This window comes from Tatumella sp. JGM130, from assembly GCF_018257525.1.
GTDB classification, from domain to species: domain Bacteria; phylum Pseudomonadota; class Gammaproteobacteria; order Enterobacterales; family Enterobacteriaceae; genus Tatumella; species Tatumella punctata.
Genome location: NZ_JAERJS010000022.1, coordinates 25,935 through 47,005 on the forward strand (window position 1 = coordinate 25,935; position 21,071 = coordinate 47,005).

The 21,071-nt window shown below is 51.9% G+C and carries 22 protein-coding genes and 1 pseudogene; 12 read left to right on the forward strand and 11 right to left on the reverse strand.

Annotated elements, in window-relative coordinates:
* Positions 1-130 precede the first annotated feature (130 nt).
* Positions 131-1,330, reverse strand: coding sequence for an S-methyl-5-thioribose kinase (gene mtnK, locus JK211_RS11325; RefSeq protein WP_212708785.1), 1,200 nt, complete (start codon positions 1,328-1,330; stop codon positions 131-133).
* 113 nt (positions 1,331-1,443) lie between these two features.
* Here mtnK and mtnA point away from each other — a divergent pair, with 113 nt between their 5' ends.
* On the forward strand, positions 1,444-2,475 hold the full coding sequence (gene mtnA / locus JK211_RS11330; protein ID WP_212708786.1) for an S-methyl-5-thioribose-1-phosphate isomerase: 1,032 nt from the start codon (positions 1,444-1,446) through the stop codon (positions 2,473-2,475).
* Positions 2,476-2,496: 21 nt separating this feature from the next.
* Here the strand turns inward: mtnA and JK211_RS11335 are convergent, their stop codons facing one another.
* Positions 2,497-3,039: an acireductone dioxygenase gene (locus tag JK211_RS11335; protein ID WP_212708787.1), complete on the reverse strand. Its 543-nt coding sequence runs from the start codon at positions 3,037-3,039 to the stop codon at positions 2,497-2,499.
* A 1-nt stretch (position 3,040) separates the two neighbouring features.
* Positions 3,041-3,724 (reverse strand): acireductone synthase, encoded by a 684-nt coding sequence (mtnC, locus tag JK211_RS11340; RefSeq protein WP_212708788.1) that lies wholly within the window; start codon positions 3,722-3,724, stop codon positions 3,041-3,043.
* A 200-nt stretch (positions 3,725-3,924) separates the two neighbouring features.
* Between mtnC and JK211_RS11345 the strand changes: the two genes are divergently transcribed.
* Positions 3,925-5,085: a pyridoxal phosphate-dependent aminotransferase gene (locus JK211_RS11345; protein ID WP_212708789.1), complete on the forward strand. Its 1,161-nt coding sequence runs from the start codon at positions 3,925-3,927 to the stop codon at positions 5,083-5,085.
* Positions 5,073-5,849, forward strand: a complete 777-nt coding sequence (locus tag JK211_RS11350; RefSeq protein WP_212708790.1) for an amidohydrolase — start codon at positions 5,073-5,075, stop codon at positions 5,847-5,849. Before JK211_RS11345 ends, JK211_RS11350 begins: the two co-directional genes overlap by 13 nt.
* A gap of 11 nt (positions 5,850-5,860) precedes the next feature.
* On the opposite strand, the gene uraH is transcribed toward JK211_RS11350, so the two are convergent.
* The 6 genes and pseudogenes from uraH to JK211_RS11380 all read right to left on the reverse strand — a co-directional run bounded on the left by uraH (position 5,861) and on the right by JK211_RS11380 (position 10,488).
* Entirely contained in the window at positions 5,861-6,196 is a 336-nt protein-coding gene (uraH, locus tag JK211_RS11355) for a hydroxyisourate hydrolase (protein ID WP_212708791.1), read from the reverse strand.
* Entirely contained in the window at positions 6,193-6,687 is a 495-nt protein-coding gene (gene uraD, locus JK211_RS11360) for a 2-oxo-4-hydroxy-4-carboxy-5-ureidoimidazoline decarboxylase (protein ID WP_212708792.1), read from the reverse strand. The genes uraH and uraD overlap by 4 nt, the downstream gene beginning before the upstream one ends.
* 29 nt (positions 6,688-6,716) lie before the next feature.
* Positions 6,717-7,985 (reverse strand): allantoate amidohydrolase, encoded by a 1,269-nt coding sequence (hpxK, locus tag JK211_RS11365; protein WP_212708793.1) that lies wholly within the window; start codon positions 7,983-7,985, stop codon positions 6,717-6,719.
* Positions 7,978-9,222 carry an alanine--glyoxylate aminotransferase family protein gene (locus JK211_RS11370; RefSeq protein ID WP_212708794.1) on the reverse strand — a complete coding sequence of 415 codons (1,245 nt, stop codon included), beginning with the start codon at positions 9,220-9,222 and terminating at the stop codon, positions 7,978-7,980. Before JK211_RS11370 ends, hpxK begins: the two co-directional genes overlap by 8 nt.
* A 23-nt stretch (positions 9,223-9,245) precedes the next feature.
* Positions 9,246-9,455: pseudogene (locus JK211_RS11375) on the reverse strand (amino acid ABC transporter ATP-binding protein); the annotation flags it as partial.
* Positions 9,456-9,648: 193 nt separating this feature from the next.
* Complete coding sequence (locus JK211_RS11380; RefSeq protein ID WP_212708820.1) at positions 9,649-10,488, reverse strand: MurR/RpiR family transcriptional regulator; 840 nt, start codon at positions 10,486-10,488, stop codon at positions 9,649-9,651.
* A 138-nt stretch (positions 10,489-10,626) separates the two neighbouring features.
* On the opposite strand from JK211_RS11380, the gene JK211_RS11385 reads away from it, so the two are divergent.
* Genes JK211_RS11385 through hpxZ form a run of 4 tightly spaced genes read left to right on the forward strand, consistent with a single transcriptional unit; the run spans position 10,627 to position 14,192 of the window.
* On the forward strand, positions 10,627-12,213 hold the full coding sequence (locus JK211_RS11385) for a gamma-glutamyltransferase family protein (protein WP_212708795.1): 1,587 nt from the start codon (positions 10,627-10,629) through the stop codon (positions 12,211-12,213).
* A gap of 13 nt (positions 12,214-12,226) precedes the next feature.
* Entirely contained in the window at positions 12,227-12,412 is a 186-nt protein-coding gene (hpxX, locus tag JK211_RS11390) for an oxalurate catabolism protein HpxX (RefSeq protein ID WP_212708796.1), read from the forward strand.
* Positions 12,409-13,812, forward strand: a complete 1,404-nt coding sequence (locus JK211_RS11395) for an AtzE family amidohydrolase (RefSeq protein WP_212708797.1) — start codon at positions 12,409-12,411, stop codon at positions 13,810-13,812. Before hpxX ends, JK211_RS11395 begins: the two co-directional genes overlap by 4 nt.
* The gene (gene hpxZ / locus JK211_RS11400; RefSeq protein ID WP_212708798.1) at positions 13,809-14,192 is read left to right on the forward strand and encodes an oxalurate catabolism protein HpxZ; all 384 of its coding nucleotides are present in this window, start codon (positions 13,809-13,811) and stop codon (positions 14,190-14,192) included. Before JK211_RS11395 ends, hpxZ begins: the two co-directional genes overlap by 4 nt.
* 34 nt (positions 14,193-14,226) lie before the next feature.
* Here hpxZ and puuE read toward each other — a convergent pair whose 3' ends face one another.
* A complete protein-coding gene (gene puuE / locus JK211_RS11405) occupies positions 14,227-15,177 on the reverse strand; it encodes an allantoinase PuuE (RefSeq protein ID WP_212708799.1) in 951 nt (316 codons plus the stop codon).
* A gap of 175 nt (positions 15,178-15,352) precedes the next feature.
* Here puuE and speG point away from each other — a divergent pair, with 175 nt between their 5' ends.
* Positions 15,353-15,901 carry a spermidine N1-acetyltransferase gene (gene speG / locus JK211_RS11410; protein WP_212708800.1) on the forward strand — a complete coding sequence of 183 codons (549 nt, stop codon included), beginning with the start codon at positions 15,353-15,355 and terminating at the stop codon, positions 15,899-15,901.
* Between the two features lie 50 nt (positions 15,902-15,951).
* Here the strand turns inward: speG and JK211_RS11415 are convergent, their stop codons facing one another.
* Positions 15,952-16,287: a DUF2002 family protein gene (locus tag JK211_RS11415; RefSeq protein ID WP_212708801.1), complete on the reverse strand. Its 336-nt coding sequence runs from the start codon at positions 16,285-16,287 to the stop codon at positions 15,952-15,954.
* Between the two features lie 150 nt (positions 16,288-16,437).
* On the opposite strand from JK211_RS11415, the gene JK211_RS11420 reads away from it, so the two are divergent.
* From JK211_RS11420 to nrdF, 4 genes are all read left to right on the forward strand, one after another.
* Complete coding sequence (locus tag JK211_RS11420) at positions 16,438-16,752, forward strand: YqjD family protein (RefSeq protein ID WP_212708802.1); 315 nt, start codon at positions 16,438-16,440, stop codon at positions 16,750-16,752.
* 485 nt (positions 16,753-17,237) lie between these two features.
* The gene (nrdI, locus tag JK211_RS11425) at positions 17,238-17,645 is read left to right on the forward strand and encodes a class Ib ribonucleoside-diphosphate reductase assembly flavoprotein NrdI (protein ID WP_212708803.1); all 408 of its coding nucleotides are present in this window, start codon (positions 17,238-17,240) and stop codon (positions 17,643-17,645) included.
* The gene (nrdE, locus tag JK211_RS11430; protein WP_212708804.1) at positions 17,621-19,759 is read left to right on the forward strand and encodes a class 1b ribonucleoside-diphosphate reductase subunit alpha; all 2,139 of its coding nucleotides are present in this window, start codon (positions 17,621-17,623) and stop codon (positions 19,757-19,759) included. The genes nrdI and nrdE overlap by 25 nt, the downstream gene beginning before the upstream one ends.
* A 19-nt stretch (positions 19,760-19,778) precedes the next feature.
* On the forward strand, positions 19,779-20,732 hold the full coding sequence (gene nrdF / locus JK211_RS11435; RefSeq protein WP_212708805.1) for a class 1b ribonucleoside-diphosphate reductase subunit beta: 954 nt from the start codon (positions 19,779-19,781) through the stop codon (positions 20,730-20,732).
* Positions 20,733-21,071: the final 339 nt, after the last annotated feature.

A 21,071-nucleotide genomic window follows, 5' to 3' on the forward strand; every position in this document is an offset into this window, starting at 1 on the left:
CGCCGCCAGTGTAGCCCAACTACCGGACAGTGCAAGCCTGTGCAGGGGGATTCCTGCACAGATTGTTATCCCTGTCGTGATCCACAGAGAATCCGGCAGAAGATATTCTCTGGTGAATAAAGGATCTGTATCAGGCAGTCTGACGAATACGCGCCACTAATGCTTCGGCATTATGAATATGATCGGCGGCCAGAATCAGTGTTTGTCCCAAAGTAATCCCATGGCGCAGACAATCCGTCCGCATCATTTCATCAGTAATATTATTGATATCAGCCACATGAGACATACCGACGGTACGGCGTATCAATTCGGTTCCGCAAAAACCAATCGCATCACACCATACTTTTTGCAGAAATGCTTCCGCGTATCCGGCTACGGATAATGCCGGATCACTGGTTTGCTGCCGGCTGCGGGCTAAAAATTCTTCAGAAAAGGTCTGCCACAAGGTAATCACATCTGACAGACGCTGCTCACGGGCTTCCGCTGCTTCCCGCGGCGGCAGTAGCCCCGGTAGCCCGCAATAATTCAGCAGCAGGTTACCTAATGCGGTACCAATATCAAAGCCCATCGGGCCATAGTAACCAAACTCAGCATCAATCGCTTTTAATCCGTCATCAGAAATAAATACAGACCCGGTATGAATATCACCGTGCAGTAATGCTTCACTGTGGGTCAGGAAGGTATATTTCAGAGCCGCAACCCTGACCCGTAACTCTGTATCTTCGCGTAATGAAGCGACCAGCGGTTCCAGAGCGACCGGGTAGTTATTACGCGGATGCTTAATATAGGGATCGTTAAAAAACAGGTCTTCGGTAATTTCACACATTTCAGGATTAATAAATTGCGCCACCTGTGCTTTCTTTTTATGGGCATGCAGTGCGAAATCAGAAGAGGCAAACAGAACACTGGCCAGATAGTGCCCCAGCCGGGCAGCCGCCTGTGGACAGGCGCGGCCACTGACCAGCTCGCTGCGCCAGATACGGTAATCAGACAAATCTTCCATCACCATGACCGCCAGTCCGGCATCGTAGTGCGTCACTTTTACCGTATGTTCCGGGCAATACTGGTAGTGTTCAATCAGGGTTTCAGCTTCCAGTCTGGCACGATCCAGGGTCAGTGGCCAGGATTCACCCACGCAGCGCACATAGGGTAATGCCTGCTTCACAATCACACGGCTGATACCTTGCTGATCAAGGATTTTGAATACCAGATTCAGATTACCGTCTCCCACCTCCAGCGCATCCGCCAGTGTTTCCGGATGCTCCAGCCCGGAAAATTTTCTGGCATATTCCACGGCGTCTGTGGCGGTGAAGGTACGGTATTGCGACATTGCCTGTTCCTCTCTGACGGGTAGCTTATAATATTAAGACGTTCAGACGTCTACACATCTATAGCGCATATTGGCATACTATCTGCCAGTGAAGCAACACGGAAATGATATTGATGCAAACTCTGCAAACCACCAGCCTGAAGATTATTGATAACCAGTTATGGATCCTTGACCAGCAGGCGCTACCTCAGCAAAAGAACTGGTTAATTGCTGCCACCACCGAACAACTGGTGGACCACATCCATGCTTTACGCGTCAGAGGCGCTCCGCTTATTGGCCTGTCAGCGTCTCTGTTACTGGCCATTCAGGCCCGGCAGGGAATGTCGCGCCAGGCGCTGACAGAGTCACTGAAAACACTGCGAGCATCACGTCCGACTGCAGTCAACCTGATGAATAACCTGGACCGGATGCTGCAGGCCTTGTCTGCTGAAGACTATGTCACGGCAATGGTGACTGAAGCCTTACGTCTGACCGGGGAAGATCGCCAGTTGTGCGAGCATATTGCCGACGCCGGTACGCCGCAAATCCCTGCCGGCAGCCGGATACTGACACACTGTAATACGGGCGGACTGGCAACAGCAGGCATTGGAACGGCACTGGGGGTGATCTTAAGGGCCTGGCAACAGGGGAATGTCGCTCAGGTGTGGGTCGGTGAAACTCGCCCGTTACTACAGGGAGGGCGGCTGACGGCATGGGAGTTATCAGAAGCCGGTGTCCCTTGCCAGCTGATTACAGACAGCATGGCGGCCGCACTGATGGCCGAAGGAAAAGTCGATGCGGTGTGGGTCGGGGCCGACCGGATTGCCGCAAATGGTGACGTCGCCAATAAGATTGGTACTTACAGTCTGGCGGTACTGGCCCACTATCACCGGATTCCGTTCTATGTTGCCGCACCGCATACCACTCTGGACCGCCAGTGCCCTTCCGGCAGCCATATTCCGATTGAGCAACGTGCGGCCAGTGAAGTGACCGGGGTATCCGGCAGTTTCGGCACCGTCAGCTGGGCTCCGGAAAATATCCGAGTGCATAACCCGGCCTTTGATGTGACCCCGGCGGCCTTGATCAGCGGCTGGGTACTGGATACAGGTATGGTCACACCTCAGCAAGTGGCCGGGGGGATTTTCCGGCCGGCAGTGGCAGACTAATCCGCCAATAATTACTCCCGGCTACGCCAGCCGGGGATAATTGTCAGCAATGCTGTCACCGGTAAACCGGGCAATCCAGCCTTCCGGATTATCAAAAATACGGATAGCGGTGAAATCAGGTGCCGGCCCCATATCAAACCAGTGGGCTGTCCCCGCCGGGACCGAGATCAGATCATTCTTAACACACAGGATCTGGTATACATGACCGTCGAGGTGCAGACAAAATAACCCCGCCCCTTCCACAAAAAAACGCACCTCATCTTCTGCATGGGTATGCTCAGACAAAAACTTCGCCCGCAGGGTCTGCTTGTCAGGATGATCAGCCCGCATGCTGATGACATCCCAGCTCTGGTAGCCCTTTTCTGCCACCAGCTTCTCTATCTCATGCTGATAGGCATGCAGAACCGTTTCCGCTGCAGGGTTATCACCCAACTCCCTATCCGCAGCCCAGCGCTCAAAACGTATCTGTTTCTCCGCCAGCTTATCGCGGATTTGTGCCGCATCTTCGCTGTACCAGACCGGCTGGCTGGCATCACTGTCAGTAAAAATCGTCAACGCGCTCATCTCAGACCTTCTCCGGGTTAATTTGCTCAAAGCTGCTGACCTGAGGATGCACGCTGACACTGTCAGCCTCTCCCCGGATTAACTGCAGCGTATGCCAGCCCGCCTGCTTAGCCGCATCCAGTTCCTGATGAATATCGGATAAGAACAGTAACTGTTGCCCTTCCAGCCCGAGCTGGCTGGCTATCTGCTGATAAGAACCTGTCTCACGTTTTGCCCCTGTCCGGGTGTCAAAATACCCGCTAAATAATCCGGTAATATCACCTGCATCGCTGTAGCCGAATAATAATTTTTGTGCCGGCACCGAACCCGAAGAATAGACATATAACGCCAGCCCCTGTTGCTGCCAGCGTTTCAGAGCCGGCACAACGTCCGGATACAGATGACCGGTAAAACTGCCGTTCAGATAGCCTTCGCGCCAGATCATTCCCTGTAATGCTTTCAGGGCGGTTGATTTCCGGTCTTCATCCATAAACCGGTGTAATACGCTAATCAGTGATGCGGTATCTGCTTCCGGCTGACCACGTTCCGATTTCAGGTTATCAAGTGCCTGAACAACTTCCGGTTGTTCAATATTACGCAGGATCCAGCTGTCCAGATGCTGACGTGCATAAGGAAACAGCACCTGATGGACAAAACGAATGTCGCTGGTTGTCCCTTCAATATCCGTCACAATTGCTCGAATCATTTACCCTCCGCAGCATGGCTGCATATGGTCTGCTGAACAGACCGTCTTTTTCGGGCTCCGCCCGGGAAAATGGCATTTAGCCATCTAAGTGTCTTGATTGCCAAATATTAGCATCCTGTTTATAGTGGCTTCAATAAAGCGATGACAGACAAATGCTAATCACCGTTGACCCGGATAGCCGCAAATAAGGCAGAGTAATCATGACGCAGCAGACTTTAACCCCCGAAAGTAAACTCCCTGCACTGGGAACCACCATCTTCAGCCAGATGAGTGCTCTTGCACAACAACACAATGCGATCAACCTGTCTCAGGGATTCCCTGACTTTGACGGTCCGGAATATTTGCAACAACGTCTGGCCTGGCATGTCAGCCAGGGGGCGAATCAGTACGCCCCGATGACCGGCGTGCAGCCGTTACGCGAAGCGATTGCCGAAAAGACTCAGTGTTGTTACGGCTATACGCCGGATATCACGACAGATATCACCGTCACCTCCGGGGCGACAGAGGCCCTGTTTGCTTCAATAACCGCGCTGGTCAGACCCGGGGACGAGGTCATTTGCTTCGACCCAAGCTACGACAGTTATGCCCCTGCAGTCGAATTATGCGGGGGGATATTAAAACGAATTGCCCTGCAACCACCGGGATTCCGCCCAGACTGGCAGGCGTTTCATCAGTTACTCAGTGATAAAACCCGGTTAGTGATCCTGAATACGCCCCATAACCCTACGGCAACAGTCTGGCAGGAGAGTGACTTCCATAGCCTGTGGCAGGCTATTCAGTCACAGGAAATCTATGTCCTGAGTGATGAAGTCTACGAGCATATCTGTTTTGCCCCGGAAGGCCACAGCAGTCTGCTGCAACACCCTCAGTTGCGTGAACGCGGTATCGCCGTGTCGTCATTCGGCAAAACCTTCCATATGACAGGCTGGAAAGTGGGTTACTGTATCGCGCCTGCTGCCATTTCTGCCGAAATACGTAAAGTACACCAGTACCTGACCTTCGCTGTGAATACACCGGCACAGCTGGCGCTGGCAGATATGCTGCGTGAAACACCTGAGCATTATCTGGAATTACCGGCGTTTTATCAGAGCCGTCGTGATTTTCTGATCAATGCCTTAAAAGAGAGTCGCTTTAAAGTTCTGCCCTGTGAAGGCACCTACTTTTTACTGCTGGATTATAGCGCCATTTCCGGGCTGGATGATGTCAGCTTCTGTCAGTGGCTGACCAGTGAAGTCGGAGTTGCCGCTATCCCGTTATCAGTATTTTGTGCCGGAGAGTTTCCGCATAAACTGATCCGTCTGTGTTTTGCCAAACAGGAACCGACCCTTCAGGCCGCTGCGGAGCGCTTATGTCAGATTTAAAGGTCGTATTATTACAGCAGCCTCTGGTGTGGATGGATGGCGAAGCTAATTTCCGTCATTTTGAACAGGCACTGGCTGAGATAGCGACAGCCGACCTGATCCTGTTACCGGAAATGTTCACCACCGGCTTTGCAATGGAGGCCGCTGCCAGTTCACTTCCCGAGCCGGTGGTGATTCAGTGGTTACAATGCCAGGCTATCCGGTTTGATGCCATGATTGGCGGTAGCGTGGCATTACACACCGAAACCGGTGCAGTGAATCGTTTTCTGCTGGTCACTCCGCAGGGCGTGGTACACCGCTACGATAAACGCCATCTGTTCCGCATGGGAGATGAGCACCAGTATTATCAGGCTGGCCAGCAACGGGTAACCGTCGAGTGGCGGGGATGGCGTATTCTGCCGCAAATCTGTTATGACCTGCGTTTCCCGGTATTTTCCCGTAACCGTAATGACTATGATTTGGCCCTGTATGTCGCCAGCTGGCCGGCGCCACGCAGCCAGCACTGGCAGGCGTTATTACTGGCCAGAGCTATCGAGAATCAGGCCTATGTGATGGGATGTAATCGTGTCGGGGAAGATATCCACCGGCAGAGCTACAGCGGTGACAGCCGGATTATCAGCCCGACCGGCGAACTGCTGGCTGCCCCGCCGGCACATCAGCCGGCAGTGCTGCAACAGGTGCTCTCACTGGATGAACTGCGGGCCTTCCGCGACCGCTTTCCGGCCTGGCGCGATGCGGATAATTTTAGTCTCAGTGATCAATAATCCGCTTCTGGTCAGCTGCCACGATAGGTTGACCATGACCAGGGGGTAACCAGAAACGGCAGATGGTAATGGCTGCCGGCTTCCGGAATCAGGAAATCGATTTGTGCGGTCAGATACAGCGACTGGCGGCCAGTGACGGCAAAATAGTCACCGGTCTCCGCCGTCAGACGATAATGGCCCGGTGTGACTGGCTCTGAGGTAAGATTTTTTAGTCGCCCGTCACTGTCTGTTTTCCCCTGTCCGATCACCGACCACCCCTCCGGAGATTGCTGTTCGAGGGTGATACTGACATCCGTGGCCGGTTTACCCAGCGCAGTGTCCAGTATATGTGTCGTAATAGTGCTCATAACAGTATCTCCTGCAAACGCAATAACGTAATCTCTCGCAACTGCCGGAGACTTTCCTGCCGTTCTGCCACTTCATTATTGCCTAAGCGGCGCTGTAACTGGGTCAGGATCTCCTGCGGGCTGCGCCCTTTCGCCCGGATCAAAAAAATACGACCAAACCGCTGTTCATAAGCACGGTTCCCCGCCGTCATCAACTGTTTTATCTGGCTGCCGGCCGACAGTACCGCTGACTGCTCAGCCCGTGATGCAGTGTGATGGGACATACTGCCTGCCGCCGTTTCACCAATCCGCGGGTGAGCACTAAGCGCCAGACATAATTCAGACTCCCCCCAGCCTTCGGTTAACCGCCTGGCCGTCGCCATCGCCTGTTGCAGGGAAAGAAACGGCCTCGCCGCCACCAGTTGCTGCTGCCACCCGGCTATTGCAACACAGCCCTCAATCACTGATTTAGCTTCTGATGGCGAAAGCTGATTAAACTGTTCAATGTTCATCAGCAAACAACCTCCCCAATCACAATAACTTATCCCGGATAATGCCCGGCAGCCACCTGCATAATCGCCTGCAGGTAAGCACGGATAGCCAGCGCCACATCATCACTAGTGACAGATTCGTCCGGATGATGGCTAATCCCCCCCGCACAGCGTACAAACAGCATCGCCACCGGCCAGCATTCGGCAATCGCAATCGCATCATGCCCGGCACCGCTGGGCAGTAACACGGACTGTCCCTGTACTTCGGCCACCGCATCACTGAATGCATCCCGCAGGCGGGGATCGCAGGCAGTGGCCGGGATCCCATAGTATTCTTCGGCGGTAAACCGCAGACCCCGCCGTTCAGCAATACGCTGACCCTCTTCAAGTAAGCACGCCTGTAATGATGCCAGCGGGCCATCTTCAGGTCCGCGGATATCCAGAGATAACCGGGCTTCTCCGGCGATAACATTGACTGCGCCGGGCTCACAGGCAATGGTCCCGACGGTTGCCACCAGCGGTGCCCCCCGCTGCTGTGTACAATTCTCGACAAATACCATCCATTCGACCGCTGCTGCCAGAGCATCTTTGCGGTGGGTCATCGGTACCGTGCCCGCATGGCCGGCCTGACCAGTGAACTGGCAATTCAGACGCCGCGCACCATTAATCGCGGTGACAACGCCCAGAGCCAGCCCCGCCTGTTCCAGACAAGGCCCCTGTTCAATATGCAACTCAAGATAAGCGATAATCGCGTCCCGGTGACGGGCCGCAGTGGCAATCTTCGTGGCATCCAGTCCTGAGGCCTGCATAGCCTGTGCAACAGTCACTCCCTGGTGATCAGGGTGATCCACCCATGCCGCAGGCCAGCGACCGGTAATGCCTTTACTTCCCAGTAAAGTGATCCCAAACCTTGTCCCTTCTTCATCAGCGAAACCAATGACCTCGATCGCGACCGGTAAGCGAATTTGCTGTTCATTCAGCCAGCTGACCGTTTCTATTGCGCTCAGTACGCCCAGGGGGCCGTCATAACGACCGGCATTTCTTACACTGTCCAGATGCGATCCCAGTAAAATAGCCGGGGCATTGGCCGTCTGCCCTTCATAACGGCCACAAATATTCCCCACCGCATCCTGCCAGGTCTCCATTCCGGCTTGACGCATCCATTCAGCCACCTGCCGGTTAGCCCGAAAATGTTCGGCTGAAAGATATACCCGTGTTAACTGACCGTCATCCTCGCTGATAGCCGCCAAATCATCACTGCGGGCCATCACCCGTAATGCGGCCTGCCTGGCCTGAGAAGGATCTATCCGGTTATGCATGGTTGTCATCCGCCAGATAATGATCGAGGACAGTCTGTATGGCAGCTCCCCGCGGGGTGCTGAACCTGAGACTGTTCAGTACCGCTTCGAGGGCGGTCAGGGTCTGCAACACAGATTGTTTACGTGCATTATAGCCCATGGTTCCGATACGCCAGACTTTGCCATGTAACGGACCAAAGGATGTACCGATCTCGATCCCGAAATCATTCAGCATCCTAGCGCGTACTTGATCACCGTTGATCTGATCAGGGATCATCACACCCAGAACATTATTCATTTTATGTCTGATATCGCCGAATACCTGTAATCCCATGGCCTGAATACCTTTCAGCATGGCATCACCGTGCAGCCGGTGGCGGGCAATACCGGCTTCCAGCCCTTCCTGCAGAATGATTTGTGCACTTTCACGTGCACCAAACAAGGCACTGGTGGCTTCTGTATGGTGATTCAGACGTTCCGGCCCCCAGTAATCCATCACCATCCCCAGATCAAAATAATTGGAGTAGATCATCTCATCGTCACCTTCCGCATGATCGACAGTACGGATCCCCTGTTCGACACGTTTGCGCCGGCGGATCACGGCTTCCATTTCAGGACTGAGGGTGACCGGCGAGGTGCCGGAAGGACCTCCCAGGCATTTTTGCATCCCCGCAGAGACGGCATCCAGCCCCCATGCATCGACTTCCAGAGGATTTCCGCCCAGAGATGCGGTGGCATCCGTATAAAAAAGCACCCCGTATCTGCGGCAAATATCACCCAGTTCATGCAGCGGCTGCAGCATAGTGGTCGAGGTATCACCCTGCACTGTGAGTAATAACCGTGGTTTTATACGGCGAATAGCATCTTCGATTTGGTCTGCAGAAAATACCTCGCCCCACGGCACCTCTATCGTATGGACTTCGGCACGACAGCGATGGGCTATTTCACAGAGTAAATGGCCGAAGCGCCCAAAGACCGGCACCAGAACTTTATCGCCCGGCTTTATTGCCGACACCAGTATCGCTTCGATACCGGCACGTGAAGTTCCGTTAACCAACATGGTCCACTGATTTTTGGTACAAAACACCTGCCGGTACAGGGCCATCACTTCATTCATATAACCGGTCATTGCCGGGTCATACTGTCCCAATAACTGGCTGGACATCGCACGTAATACCCGCGGGTAAGCATTGATCGGACCAGGGCCCATCAGTAAACGTTGTGGCGGATTGATTTGTGAAAACGGGCTGAGATCCATAACGGGTTCCTTAACGATTGAGGTTACATATGCACCGACGAAATAAACTGTTTTAATTCTGCGGTTTCCGGATTAGCAAACAGGGTTTTACTGTCCCCCTGCTCCCGGACTTTCCCCTGATGCATAAACACCACACGGTTACCGACATTTCTGGCAAAATTCATTTCATGAGTCACCAGAATGAGTGTCATACCCTCCGCGGCTAATTGCTCCAGTACACGCAATATTTCACCGGCGCATATTTTCCTCTGGCTATCATTGAAACAAAAGATTCTTATAAATCCATGTTTGCAACTAATGTGCCAAAGTCTTTACTCAAAAAAACCGGTGACTGGCGGTTAATTATCGGTAATCCCTGCTGTACGCCCCTTTTTTCGCCCGGTGAAGACGCACAAAAACAATGCAATGCACCACAATGACGCCCCGTTATCGTCTTTCAAGCTCATCCAGTTGCTGATAGAGACCGGCTATCTTATGGATACGCTGTCTTCCGTCGGCCAGCATTTCATGAAGCAGCGCATTGGAAACTAAATTCACCAGACTCATTGCGGCACTGTAACTGTCAAATGCAGATACACTTTCCAGCGGAGCAACCAGCTGCCAGCGGGAAAGATCCTGTAATCCCGCGCCCCGTGGCTCAGTGATCAGTACCACCGGGACTGACTGGCGCTGTAGCTGTTCCAGCAACGGACGGATAATTGCCGGCCTGCGGCGAAAAGCCACCACAACGGCAACATCATGACTGCTTAAGTCGGCCAGCTCTTCAGATAACGTCTGGCCCGGTAAAGGCAGTAATACGACCTGGCTGCGTACCTGCATCAGTTGCAGGCGCAGGTGCATTGCTACCGGATATGAATTACGTAACCCGATAATAACCACCCGACGGGAATCAGCCAGCGACTGAATAACCTCACTAAATTGCAGGGGATCGATGGCGGTTGTCCAGTGGGTCAGATTGGCTATTTCCTGCTTATAATGACGGGATAACAGAGTGTTACCCTGCACTGCATCACGGTTATCCGTTAACGGCATCCCGGACTGCCGCAGAGTCCGCATTTCATCATGCATATCTTTGTATTTTTCATAACCCAGCCGTTTAAATAAACGGCTAACGGTCGCCTTGGACACACCGCTCAGTCTGGCTAGTTCTGCACTGTTGTAACTGATCACATCATCAAAATGATCAAATACAAAATCGGCCACCCGCTTCTCTTGCGGCGACAGCCGGGGGTAATGGCTTTCCAGCCGTTGATCCAGTTGTTTCATCATCACTCCTGCTGCATTTGTTAGCGCAAAACTAGCACAATTTGATCCATTGTTATTCTCCGCGAACCAAAAAGCCCGGAAACGGAACAAAAATTGCTTACCACTGACTCTCTCTGCAAGATTTGAACTGAGGAACCAATGATCCAAAGCAATATTGCCCCTAATGGCATGGCAGTGACTCCCCATCATCTGGCCAGCGAAAGCGCCCTGGCCGTATTACGTGCCGGAGGAAATGCGATAGAAGCCATGGTCGCGGCAGCGGCAACTATTGCCGTTGTGTACCCGCATATGAATGGCCTCGGAGGTGACAGTTTCTGGCTGATTGTTCCGCCTGAAGGTGATCCGATCGCTATTGATGCCAGCGGTGCTGCCGGCAGCCAGGCAACTCCCGATTTTTATGCGGGGATGACAGCGATTCCGTACCGCGGCCCGCACGCCGCCCTGACCGTCGCTGGCACCGTTAGCGGCTGGCAGGAAGCACTGGCTTTTTCTCAGGAGTCCGGATTTTCCCCGTCACCGGTCGCTGAGTTACTGAGAGATGCTATCCATTATGCCCGCCACGGGATCCCGGTAACAGAATCACAGTCTGCTGCCAGCGCCGGTAAGTTAAGTGAGCTGCAACATCAGCCCGGCTTCGCTGATATCTATTTACCACAAGGCAGGGTACCCACCCCCGGAAGCAGGTTTACACAGGAAGCACTGGCGGACACCCTGCAGGCACTGGCAGAGGATGGTCTGGACAGTTTTTACCGCGGCCCCTTATCAGAAAAAATAGCCGCAGGTATGGCTGATCTGGGCATGCCGGTGACCTTAAGGGATCTGCAACAGCATCGGGCGCAGCGTAAAAAACCGCTGCAACTGGCCCACAGTGAAGGCACACTGTATAACCTCACTCCGCCAACCCAGGGCCTTGTTTCTCTGGCCATCGCCGGGATTACTGACCGTCTGAATATGCCAGAAGCAGATGAAACCGGCAGTATTCACCGGATCGTCGAAGCAACCAAACAGGCATTCAGGTTGCGGGATCGCTATCTGACCGATCCCCGCGAAATGCGTATTGATCCACAAACGCTGCTGGAAGACAGTTATCTGGATCAGCTGGCCGGCGGGATTAACCTCAGCCATGCAACACCAGATACAGGATGCCGTGCGCCGGGCGATACGGTCTGGATGGGAATAATCGATAACCGGGGAATGGCCGTTTCGTTTATTCAGAGTATTTACCATGAATTCGGCAGTGGTGTGGTGATCCCTGAGACCGGCATTTTATGGCAGAACCGCGGTGCCTCTTTCACCCTGCAACCGGAACAGCTACTGACACTGGCCCCGGGTAAACGTCCTTTTCATACCTTAAACCCGGCTGCTGCACGTCTGCGTGACGGCCGGGTAATGGTTTATGGATCGATGGGAGGCGACGGGCAACCCCAGACTCAGGCCACCGTATTTACCCGCTATGTCCAGCAGAAAATTCCGTTACAACAGGCGATTACTGCCCCGCGCTGGCTGCTTGGCCGGACCTGGGGGCAAACATCGGAGTCGCTGAAAATGGAGGGGCGTTTTAGTCGCGAGACCCTGCAGACCCTGAAACAGATGGGTCATGATATTGAAGTAATTGCTGACTTCAGTGAAGCCGTGGGACATGCCGGTGCCATTGTCCGGCACTGTAACGGCATGCTGGAAGGGGCATCCGATCCACGCAGTAACGGCAGTGCCGCCGGTTTTTAAGGAGAAACTGACAATGACACATCCCATTGAATGGTCAGCATATCTGACCCAAATGGAACATATCTCGGATATTGAACTGACAGAAGATCGTCGTGCAGAAGTACTGGTACAACTTACCCGTATCGCCAGGATGGCTCAGCCTCTGATGGATTACCCGCTGGATGACCGTATTGAAGTCGCAGGGGTATACCGGTTATGAATCTCAGCGAAATGACTATTAGCGCACTGCAACAGGCCAGATTACGCGGTGAAATCAGTGCCAGTGAAATCGCCAGCCACACTCTGCAGTCAATTGCGCAGCATAATCCGCAACTCAATGCCTGGACCGAAGTGACCCGTCAGCGCATGTTGCAGGAGGCCGCCGTCGTTGACCGGAACTTCCGTCAGGGAGATCACGGCAGCCCCCTGAGTGGCATACCTTACGGGGTCAAAAATCTGTTCGACGTTCAGGGATATACCACTGTCGCCGGGGCTAAGTTATTTGCTGCCCGTCCGGCCGCCCGCCAGGATGCCCGTGCCGTATCACGCCTCCGTCAGTCAGGCGCTCTGTTGTCCGGCATGCTGAATATGGATGCTTATGCCTACGGCTTCACCACCGAAAACAGCCACTACGGCCCCAGCCATAACCCGCGAGATTTACAGCGTATTGCCGGCGGTTCTTCGGGCGGATCGGCGGCGGCAGTGGCTGCAGGACTGATACCGTTTTCTCTGGGGACAGATACCAATGGATCAATACGCGTTCCTGCCGCATTATGTGGTGTTTTTGGTCTTAAACCGACCTACGGACGATTATCCCGCCAGGGTTCGCATCCGTTTGTCGCCAGCCTCGATCATATCGGCCCTTTTGCCCGTAACGTCACTGACCTGAGTCTGGTTTATGATTGCCTGCAGGGCAACGATCCTGATGATGCCTTTCAGTCGCCGCGTCCTGCGGAACCTTCATTTACACAACTTGATCACCCCGCCAGCGGCCTGAGGGTCGGTGTACTGGGGGGGTACTTTTCCCAGTGGTGTGATGAAGAATCCCGCAAGGCCGTAGCAACAGCAGCACGCGCCCTGAATGCCTCAGAAGACGTTGAGTGGGCTGATGCAGAGCTGGCCCGTTCAGCGGCATTTATTATCAGTGCCAGCGAAGGAGGGAATCATTATCTGCCGGCATTACGCCAGTTCCCTGAATTGTTCGAAATTCATTCCCGTGAACGGTTGCTGGCAGGAGCCATGCTACCCGGCAGCTGGTATGTGCAGGCACAGCGTTTCCGGCGTCATTTCTGCCAGCAGATCCTGCCATTGTTCGATAATATCGATATTCTGCTGGCCCCGGCGACGCCATGCAGTGCGACACTGATTAATCAGCAGACAATGCGTATTAATCAGCAGGACCTGCCGGTGCGCGCCAGTATGGGGATGCTGACACAGCCGGTCTCTTTCATCGGGTTACCTGTCTGCACTGTGCCCCTGCCGGCTGCCAATGGCCTGTCCGTCGGCGTCCAGATCATCGCCGCTCCTTTTAAGGAAGCCCATGCATTACAGGCCGCCAGAGCACTTGAACAGCAGAAGATCACCCTGCCTCCTTTCAGCTTCAGGAATATAACAGAATGACAGCACCCATCATTAATTCCCCGCGGGTATTACAGCAAGTCACCGCCCAGTTTTATCGCTATGAAGCAGCCCTGACCGGTAATGATATTGAAGTACTTGATGAATTATTCTGGCACAGCGCTTGTACCGTTCGGCTGGGGGCCGGAGAAAACCTGTACGGTATTGAGCAAATTCAGGCATTCCGTGCTTCACGCCCCTCCGCGAATCTTGACCGTACACTGCATAATACCGTGATCACTACCTACGGCGACGACTTTGCCGTATGCAGTACCGAATTTACCCGCATTGGCAGCGATAAAATCGGCCGGCAACAACAAAGCTGGGTGCGTTTTCCTGAAGGCTGGCGAATCGTCGCTGCCCAGGTCAGCCTGATGACATAATCTGCCGCCCCCCGCCACCACGGGGGGCGAAGCCCTAAGGTGCAGGGTGGTGTCTGGTCCAATGCTCTGCTATTTGCTGGCGGGTACATACCCAGACATCGGGATACTGACTGATATGGTCAAGGAAACGTTGCAATGCACGAAAACGACCCGGACGGCCGAGGATCCGGCAATGCATACCAATGGACATCATTTTCGCTGCACTTTCACCTTCGGCATACAGCACGTCAAAACTGTCCCTCAGGTAAGTAAAGAAGTGATCTGCCGTATTAAATCCCTGCGGAGTCGCAAACCGCATATCATTACATTCCAGAGTATAAGGGATCACCAGGTGCTGACGGGTCTCACCTGATGTACATTGTACCGGTGTCCAGAAAGGCAGGTCATCGCCATAATTGTCACTGTCATACAAAAAGCCCCCTTCCTCGACCAGCAGCCTGCGGGTATTGGGACTGTCACGCCCGGTATACCAGCCCGAGGGTGCTTTACCGAATAATGCCGTCAGTACCTCAACTGCCTGTTGCATGTGCTGGCGTTCTGCCTCCGGCGGCATATCCTGATAATGGATCCAGCGCCAGCCATGACTGACCACATCGTAATCAGCCGCTTTAATCGCCGCAACAATCTGCGGATGTCTTGCCAGCGCCATCGCAACCCCGAAGACGGTCAGGGGTAAACCGCGCTTTACAAATTCGCCATGGATCCGCCAGAACCCGGCCCGCGAACCGTACTCATACATTGAATCCATTGACATATGCCGGTCAGGAAAACTGGCAGCACCGACAATATCGGACAGAAATTGTTCAGAACCTGCATCACCATGCCAGATATGATTTTCAGCACCTTCTTCATAATTAAGGACAAACTGTACCGCTACTCGTGCCCCGCCCGGCCATTTCACTGCCGGAGGCTGCCCCGCATAACCGATTAAATCCCGCGGATAATCATCCGTCAGACCAAATTGCTGTAGACTGTTTTTTGACATTACTGCTTTCTCCCGGCTCAGAAGAGAACCACCCTCCTCTGAAATATGTAGCAGAACAATGCAAGCTCTGTGCCAGAGAGATCTTTCTCTGGCAGAGCAGATTCAGGCAGTTACAGGTCTGCGGAAAACAGCCCGTGACAGAAGCTCTTCAGGAAGATTAAATAAGGAACAGATAATGACAATTAAACTTCGTCCGCTGGAACGGGAAGATCTGCATTTTGTCCACCAGCTGGACAATAATGCCAGTGTAATGCGTTACTGGTTTGAAGAGCCCTATGAAGCCTTTGTCGAGCTCTCAGATCTGTATAATAAACATATCCATGACCAGACCGAACGACGTTTTGTCGTCGAGCATAACAGCGAGAATGCCGGATTAGTCGAACTGGTGGAAATAAATCATGTCCACCGCAGGGCTGAATTTCAGATAATTATCGATCCGCTGCATCAGGGAAAAGGGCTGGCAAGTCAGGCGGCTAAACTGGCGATGGAGTATGGATTTTCGGTACTGAATTTGTACAAGCTTTATCTGATTGTTGATCAGGAAAACGAAAAAGCTATCCACATTTACACTAAACTCGGTTTTGAAACCGAAGGGGTGCTGAAACACGAGTTTTTCATTAACGGCGAATACCGGAATACTATCCGGATGTGTATTTTTCAGCACCAGTTTCTGGAAAAATATAAGGCCGGACGGGAACCGATGGTTATGCCTGCCGCCCGGTAATCCCTGTACCGTCAACAGCAGACGTACTCTGCTGTTGATCTTGTCAGTGCTCAGCCAAATACTCCGCTGAGATAACGCTCTAACGCCATCCGTGAGCTGAACCCATGAGGAATGCCATAATGCTGCTGGTTTTCGGCGGCCAGATATAAAGGAAATTCTTTATAGTGTTCGCAGGTTTTCATCTCTGAAGCAGGTTCAGCAAACGTCTGGCTTTTTTCTTTTAAGGTCGGATGAATAACCAGTGCCGTTCTGCCGAGCCGCGCTTCCCGGTTAACATAGACATAGTTTTCACCGCGACGATATCCGTAAGCTTTAGGTGTGACCAGATCCATTTCAAATCCGGCATTTTCCAATACCCGGGCGACTTCATCCGGACGTAAATACATAGTTAATCCCCTTATATTTTTTTACCGGCTCACTGTAGCCCGGCAAGAAAAACTTGTAGCTCAGACCATTCGGAATTTTCTCGGTCTGCCTGCAAAATGCCAATAGCTGGCTATAATTATTAACCGGAACCGGAAATAACGGAGATAAAAATGGCAACTGAAGCAGAGAAATCACAGATTAATAAAAGTGAACTGGAAATTGGTGAACTGGCGGACAGTCTTGAAGCACTGCTGAATTCGTACAGCGATGACGCAAAAGACGGTTTAGAAGACGCCCGTAAAAATGCTGAACGATTACTGAAAAAAGCCCGGACCTCTCTGGATGACGGTCAGGAAAAGTTAAAAGATAAGTTTTGCCAGTCCGGATGCAGCGTTGATAGCTGGGTACGCGAGAACCCGCTGCCGGCAACCGGCATAGGTGCTGCGCTGGGGGTTGTATTCGGCTTTCTGCTGGCAAAACGCTGAGCGCTCAGGATTTAGCCTGACCGGCCCGTCACTCTGCCGGTCACGTCACCTGCTCTGATAAACGACAGGGCATGATATTAGCGCCCTGTCGTCTAATCTTTGCCTGTATATTTGCGATACTGACCCTCTGTCATCGGCTCCGCACGGTCTGACTGCCGTCCTGCATCATTGCTGTTATTCAGGCTGCCATCACCCCCTATGCTGACCACCCAGGCCCCCTGTGATCATTTTATTTTTCTGTCCGTCCTGTGAGCAAGTGCGGGAAGCCCCCCTCGAAATACCATATATTGTGTGTGTTGATATATTTAAAATCCAGATATAGTATCTTCAGCAGGGATGGTGATGCAAACCCTGCTATCTCTCAGGTGCGTTCTCTCCGGTGCTTTTTTTAACCCACAGATGAGAATACGAATCACAATAATACTGATTGATAGTAAAACCAAGAGCACCAGGCCATAGCGCCAGCATAAAGGAGATCATAACCAGTGTTTCCGTTGATTTACTTTTCCAGTCGTTCTGAAAATACCCATCGTTTCGTACAGCGGCTGGGGCTCGAGGCATACCGCATCCCGCTGGACAACCCCGTCAGCTTTGCGGTAACACGCCCTTTCCTGCTGGTTGTACCAAGCTATGGGGGCGGAGAGATACGGGGCAGTGTGCCTCGACAGGTTATTCACTTTTTAAATAATCCGGATTACCGGAAATATCTGTGCGGGGTTATCGGGACCGGAAATCGTAACTTTGGCGCCGGTTACTGTCTGGCGGCAAAGATTATCGCAAGAAAATGTGCTGTTCCCTGTATCAGCAATACAGAGCTGCTGGGCACAGCCGAAGATTTAATTAACGTTCGTCGCGGAGTCGAGAAATTATGGCAACAATATACCCAACCCTAACCCCGGCAGAAGATTTTCACGCGCTGAATGCGATGCTGAACCTCTACGATGCACAGGGAAATATCCCTTTTGAAAAAGATCAGCAGGCTGCTGATCTTTATACCCGTGAACATATTGCTGCACAGACCCGCCATTTTTCAGGTATTGCTGAACGGCTGCGTTATCTGGCGGATGAGGGTTATTACGATGCCGGTGTTTTTAATCAGTATCCGTTGCGTTTCATTACCGATCTCCACCAGCAGGCGGAACAGGCAGGCCACCGGTTTACCACCTTCCTCGGCGCACTGAAATTTTATCAGAGCTATGCTCTGAAAACCTTCGATGGCAGCCAGTATCTTGAGAACTTCCCCCAGCGTTGTTGTATGGTGGCATTAACCCTTGCCCGCGGAAATCAGCAACTGGCGACCGATATACTGCATGATATTTTGCAGGGGCGCTTTCAGCCGGCGACACCGACCTTTCTGAATTGCGGTAAACAGCAACGGGGAGAGTTTGTCTCCTGTTTTCTGTTACGCATTGAAGACAATATGGAATCGATTGGCCGGGCGGTGAACTCTGCACTGCAACTTTCACGACGCGGCGGCGGTGTCGCATTTTGCCTGAGTAATTTAAGAGAACAGGGCGCGCCGATCAAAAAAATAGCCCGTCAGTCTTCCGGGGTGATTCCGGTGATGAAGATACTGGAAGATGCCTTCTCATATGCTAATCAGCTGGGTGCTCGCCAGGGCGCGGGGGCCGTATGGCTGCATGCTCATCATCCGGATATTTTACCTTTCCTCGACACTAAGCGGGAAAATGCAGACGAAAAAACGCGGATCAAAAGCCTGTCTCTGGGCGTTGTATTACCGGATATAACCTTCCGTCTCGCCAGAGAAAACCAGTCTATGGCTTTATTTTCGCCTTATGATATCCAGCGGGTGTATGGCAAAGCCTTCGCCGATATCAGTATCAATGAACAGTATCATCAATTGGTCGCCGACCATCGGATCCGTAAAACCTATATTTCTGCCCGTGGATTATTCCAGACTCTGGCCGCTATCCAGTGTGAGTCTGGTTATCCGTACCTGATGTTTGAAGATACGGTTAACCGGCACAATCCCCTGCCCGGACGGATCAATATGAGTAATCTGTGCTCGGAAATCCTGCAGGTGAATCAGGCCAGTGAATACCATGAAGATGGAAGTTATCGTGAAACAGGGAAAGATATTTCCTGTAATCTCGGATCCCTGAATATCGCCAACGTGATGGATGCCGGCAGGTTAGAACAAACAGTTAACGTGGCTGTCAGGGCATTAACTGCCGTCTCGGACATGAGTGAGATCAATGCAGTCCCTTCGGTGGCAGCCGGTAACCGGGCTTCCCATGCGATCGGTCTGGGTCAAATGAACCTGCATGGGTATCTGGCACGTGAGGGGATCCTCTACGGCTCACCAGAGGCTCTCGATTTCACTAACCTCTACTTTTATTGCATTGCCTATTATGCCATCAAAACCTCCTGCGAAATTGCCTGCCAGCGTCAGCAGCGTTTCAGTGGTTTTGAACAGTCAGCCTATGCCAGTGGCCATTTTTTTGACAAATATACCGAACGTCGCTGGCTGCCACGTACCGAAACAGCCGCGGCACTGTTTCGTAAGGCAGGTATAACCCTGCCTGATTGTGATGACTGGCTGCGTCTGAAACAGCAAGTGATGGCCTGCGGCCTGTATCACAGTAATTTACAGGCCGTCCCGCCAACCGGATCAATCTCTTACATAAACCACGCAACGTCGAGTATCCACCCGATTGCCGCCAGGATAGAGATTCGTAAAGAAGGAAAACTCGGGCGGGTGTACTACCCGGCGCCTTATCTGACAAACGAAAATCAGGCTTACTATGCCGATGCGTATCAGATTGGCCCGCAGGCGATTATCGATACTTATGCCGAAGCAACACAACATGTCGACCAGGGGCTGTCACTGACACTCTTTTTCAATGCCGATGTCACGACCCGTGATATTAACAAAGCGCAGATTTACGCCTGGAAAAAAGGGATCAAGACCCTGTATTACATCAGACTCCGTCAGACAGCACTAAAAGGGACTGAACTGCAAGGTTGTGTCGCCTGTGCACTGTAACCAGAAAAGAGAATATATTATGCGAAATATGACACAGGTTCAGGCAATTAACTGGAACCGTCTTGAAGATGACAAAGATCTGGAAGTCTGGAACCGGCTAACCAGTAATTTCTGGCTGCCGGAAAAAATTCCCCTGTCCAATGATAAGACCAGCTGGCAAACCCTGAGTCCTGCCATCCAGACGCTGACCCTGCGGGTCTTTACCGGTCTGACACTACTGGATACGCTGCAAAATACTATCGGTGCCGTGGCAATGATGGCTGATGCTGTGACGCCTCACGAAGAAGCTGTTTTTTCCAACATCTGCTTTATGGAAGCCGTCCATGCCCGCTCATACAGTTCTGTATTTTCCACACTTTGTCACTCTGCGGATGTCGATAACGCTTATCTCTGGAGTGAGAGTAACCCTGCGTTGCAGGACAAAGCAGCAATAATTCTGCAGAATTATTGTGCAGATAACCCGCTGAAAAAGAAAATTGCCAGTGTTTTCCTCGAGTCTTTTTTATTCTACTCTGGATTCTGGTTACCGATGCATCTGTCCAGCCGCGGGCAGCTGACCAACACAGCAGATCTTATCCGTTTAATTATCCGCGATGAGGCGGTCCACGGCTATTATATTGGTTATAAATATCAGCAACAATTGTCCACACAACAACAGGATGAATTACAACAGTATGCACGGGAATTATTACAGCAGTTATATCATAATGAACTGGAATATACAGACCAGCTGTATGGGGAAACTTGCTGGTGTGATGAAGTAAAGATGTTCCTGCGCTATAACGCTAACAAAGCACTAATGAACCTTGGCTATGAGGCATTATTTTCTGCCAACGAAAGCCATGTCAGTCCGGAGATTCTTACCGCATTATCTCCAAATGCAGATGAAAATCATGATTTTTTCTCCGGATCTGGTTCATCTTACGTCATAGGAAATATGACAGTTACCGAAGATGACGACTGGAATTTCTGATCAAAAATAACGGGGATATCTTCCCCGTTATTTCCTGAAAAAACGTATCCGCCCCTCTGAAATAACAGGGAAATGAAAAAATAATAATAGCGAAAATCCTGTGCCCGCAGCACTTTATTTCCCCTCCGCCAGAGAAGAAGTACCGTACTTTATTATTAACAATGAATTAACCACAACAGTCAAATAATCATCACTCATGGTATTTCTTCTTATCCCTTGATATCACTGGCATCAGCCGGAATATCAGTCACTTTCAGAGTCAAAATATTTAAATCAAGGGTTGTCAGATAATCTCAGTATGGTACGGTTAAATACGTATATCACCCTCCGGACACCATA